Consider the following 444-nt stretch of genomic DNA (forward strand, 5'->3'; position numbering starts at 1 on the left):
AACAGAAACAGCTTCGGCTCGCGCACCACGGCGCGGCCGATGGCGACGCGCTGACGCTGGCCGCCGGAGAGTTCGGCCGGCCGCCTTTCGAGATAGGGCTCCAGCGACAGCATCGACGAGGCGATGCCGATGCGGCGCTCGATCTCCGGGGTCGGCGTGCCGGCCTGCTTGAGGCCGAGGCCCATATTGTTCTTCACCGTCAGATGCGGATAGAGCGCATAGGTCTGGAACACCATGGCGATGCCGCGCTTGGCCGGCGGCGTGGCCGAAACGTCCGCGCCATCGATGACGACGCGGCCCGAGGTCGAATCCTCCAGTCCGGCGATGACCCTGAGCAGGGTCGACTTGCCGCAGCCGGACGGCCCGACGAAAACGACGAACTCGCCGTCGTTCACTTCGAGGTTGATGCCCTTCAGCACCTCGACCGGCCCAAAGGCCTTCTTC

1 protein-coding gene is annotated in these 444 nt (G+C 66.7%); it reads right to left on the minus strand.

Annotation, left to right across the window (positions count from 1 at the left end):
• Window positions 1-444 (minus strand): ABC transporter ATP-binding protein (locus ENZ75_RS34000; RefSeq protein ID WP_164888292.1); only part of this gene is annotated, 444 nt, incomplete at both ends.

Source organism: Mesorhizobium sp. M7A.F.Ca.CA.002.04.1.1 (genome assembly GCF_004022805.1).
Lineage (GTDB): Bacteria > Pseudomonadota > Alphaproteobacteria > Rhizobiales > Rhizobiaceae > Mesorhizobium > Mesorhizobium ciceri.